The following is a 7,969-nucleotide window of genomic DNA, read 5'->3' as shown; positions in this document are numbered from 1 at the left end:
TGGTGAATGTTGATTTCTAGTCTTTGATTAGATCGTTCTTTAAAAATTTGGGTATGTGATAGAAAGATAGACTGAACGTTACTTTCACTGGTAACGGATCAGGCTAAGGTAAAATTTGTGAGTTACTCGTAATTGAGTATTATCGAATTTTCGGCGAATGTTGTCTTCACAGTATAACCAGATTGCTTGGGGTTATATGGTCAAGTGAAGAAGCGCATACGGTGGATGCCTTGGCAGTCAGAGGCGATGAAAGACGTGGTAGCCTGCGAAAAGCTTCGGGGAGTCGGCAAACAGACTTTGATCCGGAGATGTCTGAATGGGGGAACCCAGCCATCATAAGATGGTTACCTTACACTGAATACATAGGTGTATGGAGCGAACCAGGGGAACTGAAACATCTAAGTACCCTGAGGAAAAGAAATCAACCGAGATTCCCTTAGTAGTGGCGAGCGAACGGGGACTAGCCCTTAAGTGGCTTTGAGATTAGCGGAACGCTCTGGAAAGTGCGGCCATAGTGGGTGATAGCCCTGTACGCGAAAATCTCTTAGTCATGAAATCGAGTAGGACGGAGCACGAGAAACTTTGTCTGAATATGGGGGGACCATCCTCCAAGGCTAAATACTACTGACTGACCGATAGTGAACTAGTACCGTGAGGGAAAGGCGAAAAGAACCCCGGAGAGGGGAGTGAAATAGATCCTGAAACCGTATGCGTACAAGCAGTGGGAGCCCACTTTGTTGGGTGACTGCGTACCTTTTGTATAATGGGTCAGCGACTTATTTTCAGTGGCGAGCTTAACCGAATAGGGGAGGCGTAGCGAAAGCGAGTCTTAATAGGGCGTCTAGTCGCTGGGAATAGACCCGAAACCGGGCGATCTATCCATGGGCAGGTTGAAGGTTGGGTAACACTAACTGGAGGACCGAACCGACTACCGTTGAAAAGTTAGCGGATGACCTGTGGATCGGAGTGAAAGGCTAATCAAGCTCGGAGATAGCTGGTTCTCCTCGAAAGCTATTTAGGTAGCGCCTCATGTATCACTGTAGGGGGTAGAGCACTGTTTCGGCTAGGGGGTCATCCCGACTTACCAAACCGATGCAAACTCCGAATACCTACAAGTGCCGAGCATGGGAGACACACGGCGGGTGCTAACGTCCGTCGTGAAAAGGGAAACAACCCAGACCGTCAGCTAAGGTCCCAAAGTTATGGTTAAGTGGGAAACGATGTGGGAAGGCTTAGACAGCTAGGAGGTTGGCTTAGAAGCAGCCACCCTTTAAAGAAAGCGTAATAGCTCACTAGTCGAGTCGGCCTGCGCGGAAGATGTAACGGGGCTCAAACCATACACCGAAGCTACGGGTATCACGTAAGTGATGCGGTAGAGGAGCGTTCTGTAAGCCTGTGAAGGTGAGTTGAGAAGCTTGCTGGAGGTATCAGAAGTGCGAATGCTGACATGAGTAACGACAATGGGTGTGAAAAACACCCACGCCGAAAGACCAAGGTTTCCTGCGCAACGTTAATCGACGCAGGGTTAGTCGGTCCCTAAGGCGAGGCTGAAAAGCGTAGTCGATGGAAAACAGGTTAATATTCCTGTACTTCTGGTTATTGCGATGGAGGGACGGAGAAGGCTAGGCCAGCTTGGCGTTGGTTGTCCAAGTTTAAGGTGGTAGGCTGGAATCTTAGGTAAATCCGGGATTCTAAGGCCGAGAGCTGATGACGAGTCATCTTTTAGATGACGAAGTGGTTGATGCCATGCTTCCAAGAAAAGCTTCTAAGCTTCAGGTAACCAGGAACCGTACCCCAAACCGACACAGGTGGTTGGGTAGAGAATACCAAGGCGCTTGAGAGAACTCGGGTGAAGGAACTAGGCAAAATGGCACCGTAACTTCGGGAGAAGGTGCGCCGGTGAGGGTGAAGGACTTGCTCCGTAAGCTCATGCCGGTCGAAGATACCAGGCCGCTGCGACTGTTTATTAAAAACACAGCACTCTGCAAACACGAAAGTGGACGTATAGGGTGTGACGCCTGCCCGGTGCCGGAAGGTTAATTGATGGGGTTAGCTAACGCGAAGCTCTTGATCGAAGCCCCGGTAAACGGCGGCCGTAACTATAACGGTCCTAAGGTAGCGAAATTCCTTGTCGGGTAAGTTCCGACCTGCACGAATGGCGTAACGATGGCGGCGCTGTCTCCACCCGAGACTCAGTGAAATTGAAATCGCTGTGAAGATGCAGTGTATCCGCGGCTAGACGGAAAGACCCCGTGAACCTTTACTATAGCTTTGCACTGGACTTTGAATTTGCTTGTGTAGGATAGGTGGGAGGCTTTGAAGCGTGGACGCCAGTTCGCGTGGAGCCAACCTTGAAATACCACCCTGGCAACTTTGAGGTTCTAACTCAGGTCCGTTATCCGGATCGAGGACAGTGTATGGTGGGTAGTTTGACTGGGGCGGTCTCCTCCTAAAGAGTAACGGAGGAGTACGAAGGTGCGCTCAGACCGGTCGGAAATCGGTCGTAGAGTATAAAGGCAAAAGCGCGCTTGACTGCGAGACAGACACGTCGAGCAGGTACGAAAGTAGGTCTTAGTGATCCGGTGGTTCTGTATGGAAGGGCCATCGCTCAACGGATAAAAGGTACTCCGGGGATAACAGGCTGATACCGCCCAAGAGTTCATATCGACGGCGGTGTTTGGCACCTCGATGTCGGCTCATCACATCCTGGGGCTGAAGCCGGTCCCAAGGGTATGGCTGTTCGCCATTTAAAGTGGTACGCGAGCTGGGTTTAGAACGTCGTGAGACAGTTCGGTCCCTATCTGCCGTGGACGTTTGAGATTTGAGAGGGGCTGCTCCTAGTACGAGAGGACCGGAGTGGACGAACCTCTGGTGTTCCGGTTGTCACGCCAGTGGCATTGCCGGGTAGCTATGTTCGGAATAGATAACCGCTGAAAGCATCTAAGCGGGAAACTAGCCTCAAGATGAGATCTCACTGGGACCTTGAGTCCCCTGAAGGGCCGTCGAAGACTACGACGTTGATAGGTTGGGTGTGTAAGCGCTGTGAGGCGTTGAGCTAACCAATACTAATTGCCCGTGAGGCTTGACCATATAACACCCAAGCAATTTGCATGCTCCGAGCTGAAAAGCGAAAGAGACCAGATTGCGGTGTGTGAAGACGATAGAACCGAAAGTTCGAATCTCACAAAACACCGAAAGCTGTCACATACCCAATTTGCTGAAGCGAGGCCAGCTGGCCACGACTCAGTACCCGAATTTCTTGACGACCATAGAGCATTGGAACCACCTGATCCCATCCCGAACTCAGCAGTGAAACGATGCATCGCCGATGGTAGTGTGGGGTTTCCCCATGTGAGAGTAGGTCATCGTCAAGATTAAATTCCGAAACCCCTACCTGCGCATACAGGTAGGGGTTTTGTTTGTCCGCGAAAAAATTATCCAGGTTTGCCGGGCTTCCCGAATCGTCTATTTTTGGAACCTGCGCCAGGTGATTCTGCAAAAACAAAAAGGCCAACGCTCAGCGTTGGCCTTTTTTATTGGGTGATGAATAGGCGCTTTTGAAATGCTCCACGTGGAACATCGCTATTTTAGCTTGGGGTCGCAGGCGCAACACTCTCCAATCGGTAGCCGTATCCATAGATCGTCAACAGTTGCCAGCCTCTGTCAGCGGTCAATCCCAGCTTGTTACGCAACCGATAGATATGGGTATCCAGTGGCCTTGAAGACACCATTTCCTCATGGGACCAAAATCGTTCATACAGGTATTCGCGAGAGAGCGGTCGAGCCAGGTTGGCGAACAAGCAACTGGCCAGTCGGTACTCTCGCTCGGTCAAATTGATCGGCTTGCCTGCCCGCGTGACAGTCAATTCGGCGTCATCAAAGGTCAGGTCGTTGAAGCTTTGCAGCTCATTAGTGGCTGATTTTTGCAGCCCATGACGACGTAAGACCGCACTAACCCGAGCTTTGAGTTCGTTAGGCCTAAAGGGCTTACTGACGTAATCATCCGCCCCGCTGTTCAACGCCGTGACGATATCGCTCTCGGCATCCCGGCTGGTGAGCATGATCACGGCGGGCGGTGAATCCATGTGTTCGCGCGTCCAGCGCAGCAGTGCGATACCCGTGATATCGGGCAATTGCCAGTCCAGTATCAACAGGTCAAAAGTTTCCCGGCGCAATTGCCTCAGCAGGTCTTCACCGCGCTCGAAGCAATGCAGGGACCAGGGTTGTTCTGCGGTGCCGGGGATCTGTCGCAGTGTCTGTTCAACCCGGCGCAATTCAGCGGGTTCATCGTCCAGTATTGCGACACGCATGGGTGGGTCCTTCTCCAAAAAATACGGCAGCCGACGGCCTGTTCAGTCACCTACATACAGCGCAGGGTCGGTGGGTGAATCTGAATAATTGTGGCCAGACTCAACGCCTCCCTGGATCTGTCGGTACGCTGATATCAAAGGGCCGTTAATCCGTTTAAAGTCTTCGGTACCTGAGTGGGAAAGATACCGGCTCCCACCCCAGAGGAAAAGGATCAGCCGACACATGCACTGCCGCAGACATGTGCGTCTTGATGCCAGTTGCCTTCTCGAACCACCAACGTGATGAGCTCCATGACCTTTTCTGCCAACCGATTATGCGGTGCCCTGCCCTCGTTATTAATTTTGGTCATAGGGGCTACGCAGGCTTCTACGGTGCACCGCGCTGCCTATATCGACGATCAATTATTGTGTCGTGCGCAACCGTTGCCGGCGGTTGTGCAGCATCTGACGGGGGAAGCCTGGAAGCTCGATGCCAAGGGCAAGGCACAGCCGCTGCAGGAAGGCATGACCATTGATGAGCAAGAAGGTGTGAAGACATCAACGTCGGCGTTTGTCAGCCTACTGTTGGGGGACGGTTCGAGGGTGGTGCTGCCCTCCAGTTCACACGTGCGATTGCACCTGGTGGAAAAACAGTCGATTCCTCAGGTCATTCTCGAGCAAGGCCAAGTCGAGACGTATGTGATCAAGCGGGTCAGTGATTACGACCGTTTCCAGATCGTGACACCCGTGGGTGTTCTGGGCGTGCGCGGTACACACTTTCGCGTGCGCAGCGATGGCGAGCAATCGGTGTTGGAGGTGCTCAACGGACAGGTCGCGGTCAATCGCGAGATAAAAACCAGGCCCGTTGAAAGTGAAGTAAAGGTGGGTGCACGACAAGGTTTGCTCATCAAAACACAGGGTGAGCTCAAGCCCGTGGAGCTTCTCCCTGCGCCTGAGTTAATCGGTCAAGATGGCCAGAAAGGCGAGGCACCGATCTGGAGTTTGTACCTGCGGCCATTACCCGGTGCACAGCGTTATCGCGCCCAGGTCGCTACCGATACGGCCTTCATGAACATCAAGCAGGAAAACTTTTCCAGTGAGCCGAAAATGCGCTTCACTGGGCTCAAAGCATCGTTCTATCACGTGCGCCTGTCAGCCTACGACGCGGACGGCCTGGAGGGGGAAACCGGGGTTTATGACATCTTCTATTACCCACCTGCTACCCAGGTTCAGGTGTCCGGTGGCTGACCAATGATGCTTTGGCACAAGGCAGAGAAACGCCAACCCACCCACGCCCAACGTTTATTCCATGGGTTGGTTCGCGAGTGGTTGTGGATAGGGCTGTTGTTGTTGCCTATCACTGCCTACCTATCGTTGAGCCCGGGCCTGGCGCTGAACAATCCGTTGTACGACAGCCTTCGGCGTCTGGCGCCGCTGCCGGTGGATCCACGTATCTTGCTGGTGACCATCGACGACCAAAGCTTGAAAGAGCTGGGGCGATGGCCCTGGCCGCGCAATTTGCATGCTGACCTGATCGATCGCCTAAGTGCCGCGCAACCGTCAGCCATCCTGTTCGATGTGATTTTCAGTGAACCTGGCGTACCCGCCGATGACCAACGCCTCGCAGCAGCGGTGTGTCATGCCGGCAATGTCGTGTTGCCTTTGCTGCGTGAAGAAGTCGCCAGTTACAGCCAACCGGAAGCGGAATTGTTGCCGCTGCTCAATTGCGCCAGGGGCCTTGGGCATATCAATGTCGAAGCGGACAGCGACGGCGTAGTACGCAGCCTGTTCATGCGCGAAGGGCCACCCGATAACATGGCGCCGCAACTGGCGTGGCTGGCTTACACGGTGAGCGGTCAAGTCTCTGAAATGCCCGGGACGCCTCTGCAGCCGGTTAGTCAGTACTGGCATCGAGAGAATGCCATTCGTATTCCTTTCGTCGCTGCCAATACCCACTTTCCCAGTGTGTCCTACGCCAGCGTATTACGCGGTGAAGTGCCTCCAGAGCGCCTGCGCGGTCGCCTTATCCTGGTGGGCTCCACTGCAACCGGTATGGGCGATCGCTTCGTTACGCCGCTCTCCTCCACCGTCGGCACGACAGCGGGCGTCGAGATCCAGGCCAACGTCCTCAATGGTCTCTTGCTGGAGCGCAGCATTGTCGACCTTCCTGGTGGGGTGTCGGCACTCATGGCGACCGCCTTGGTGGCTCTGTTGCTGGGCTTGTTGCTATACCGCCCACGCTACGCGCTGTGGATGACCCTGGGCTGTATGACTACCGCGTTGCTTGGCGCGTGGGTGTTGTTGCGCCTGGACCACTGGTGGTCGCCTGCTGCGTGTTTGATTGGGTTGCTGCTCAGCTACCTGATCTGGAATTGGCGCCGCCTCAGCGTGATCCTTGCCTACTTCGGCTGGGAGCTCGCGCGGTTGGATAACGAACCCAAGGTGCTTCCCGAACGTCGCCGTGCGCCCGCCAGTAAGGGTGATGTGTTGCAAGCGCGGATCTTTGCCCTGGAGCAAGCGGTAAGCCGCACACGCGACACCCGACGGTTTATGGCTGACGGTCTGGAATGCTTGCCGGTGGCAACTCTCATTACAGACCCCAAAGGCAACATCCTGCTGGCTAACCGTATTGCGCGGGAGGTGTTCGGTAATGACCTGGTGAACGAAAATCTGCTCGAGCAACTTGCCGACCTGGGCTATCCACCGCTGCACAATGGCGTACGCCCTGCTCTGTCAGTGTTGGAGCTCGTTGAGTTTCGTGACATCCACCAACGCAGCCTGCGCATGGAGCTTGCGCCCTTGCTGCCGGCTGAAGGCGACCTCGCCCTTGGCTGGCTGCTGAGCCTGACGGACCTGAGCAAGGAACGTGAAGCCCAATTGCACCGCGAGACGATGCTACGCTTCCTTTCCCACGACCTGCGTGCGCCACACTCGGCGATCCTGGCGATGCTGGATGTGCACAACGACCAATCCCACATATTTTCCCAGATCGAACAACAGGTGAAGCGCGCGTTGAGCCTCACTGAGTCCTTTGTGCAGTTGGCCAAAGCCGAAGCTGATGGCTACCACTTCCATCCCTCACTGTTCCCCATGCTGGTAATGGATGCTTTTGACCAAGTGGCGGTGATTGCGCAGCTCAAGGGCATTCACTTGGTTCACGACCTGGACGAGGCGGATGAGGGTATGGTCTCAGCCGATCAATCACTGCTGACTCGGGCGCTGTTCAACATGCTGGAGAACGCTATTAAATATTCCCCATCCGGTACTACCGTCACGTTGAGCCATAGCAGTACGCAAGGGTGGTTGGAATGCAGTATCAGCGATCAGGGGCCCGGCATTGCGCCAGAAGACTTGCCCGAACTGTTCAGCCAGTATCGACGCTTCGACTCGGCCCAGGGCAGTGAGGGTCTGGGGTTGGGATTGACCATGGTCAAGGCCGTGTTGGAGCGTCATGGCGGCCGCATCAGGTGTGAAAGCGAGCTGGGTAAAGGCTCAACCTTCAGCCTGCAACTGCCTCTGCTTGACGAGTGAAAAACGTACCTTTCGCCTGTGCATAAAAAACCGGTCACTAGGACCGGTTTTTTAATGCGCAAAAAAACTTATGCACGTTTTTCGAGATTTTATGAGCTTGAGAAATATGTAATTAAATCAGCTTGTTATGAATCAAAAACGCAAATTCG

General features: G+C 54.0%; 3 protein-coding genes and 2 rRNA genes. 4 read left to right on the top strand and 1 reads right to left on the bottom strand.

Annotated features, from left to right (window positions below; translation table 11 throughout):
* Positions 1-198: 198 nt before the first annotated feature.
* Positions 199-3,090, top strand: a 23S ribosomal RNA gene (locus ACDZ94_RS08545).
* Between the two features lie 168 nt (positions 3,091-3,258).
* Positions 3,259-3,374 (top strand): 5S ribosomal RNA (gene rrf, locus ACDZ94_RS08540).
* Positions 3,375-3,587: 213 nt separating this feature from the next.
* Here the strand turns inward: rrf and ACDZ94_RS08535 are convergent.
* Positions 3,588-4,310, bottom strand: coding sequence for a response regulator transcription factor (locus tag ACDZ94_RS08535; protein WP_221295971.1), 723 nt, complete (start codon positions 4,308-4,310; stop codon positions 3,588-3,590).
* Positions 4,311-4,592: 282 nt separating this feature from the next.
* Between ACDZ94_RS08535 and ACDZ94_RS08530 the strand changes: the two genes are divergently transcribed.
* A complete protein-coding gene (locus ACDZ94_RS08530) occupies positions 4,593-5,537 on the top strand; it encodes a FecR family protein (RefSeq protein ID WP_432751334.1) in 945 nt (314 codons plus the stop codon).
* A gap of 3 nt (positions 5,538-5,540) precedes the next feature.
* Positions 5,541-7,820: a CHASE2 domain-containing protein gene (locus ACDZ94_RS08525; protein ID WP_432751333.1), complete on the top strand. Its 2,280-nt coding sequence runs from the start codon at positions 5,541-5,543 to the stop codon at positions 7,818-7,820.
* Positions 7,821-7,969 lie beyond the last annotated feature (149 nt).

Source organism: Pseudomonas sp. UBT (assembly GCF_050915955.1).
Classification (GTDB): Bacteria; Pseudomonadota; Gammaproteobacteria; order Pseudomonadales; family Pseudomonadaceae; genus Aquipseudomonas; species Aquipseudomonas antarctica_A.
Note: the sequence above shows the minus strand (reverse complement) of the source record. Positions and strands in the feature narration are given on the sequence as shown.

What these genes read in the sequence shown, in the direction of transcription:
- ACDZ94_RS08530 (WP_432751334.1), top strand. Translation starts at nt 4,593, where the DNA reads ATGAGCTCCATGACCTTTTCTGCCAACCGATTATGCGGTGCCCTGCCC.
- ACDZ94_RS08535 (WP_221295971.1), bottom strand. Translation starts at nt 4,310, where the DNA reads ATGCGTGTCGCAATACTGGACGATGAACCCGCTGAATTGCGCCGGGTT.
- ACDZ94_RS08525 (WP_432751333.1), top strand. Translation starts at nt 5,541, where the DNA reads ATGATGCTTTGGCACAAGGCAGAGAAACGCCAACCCACCCACGCCCAA.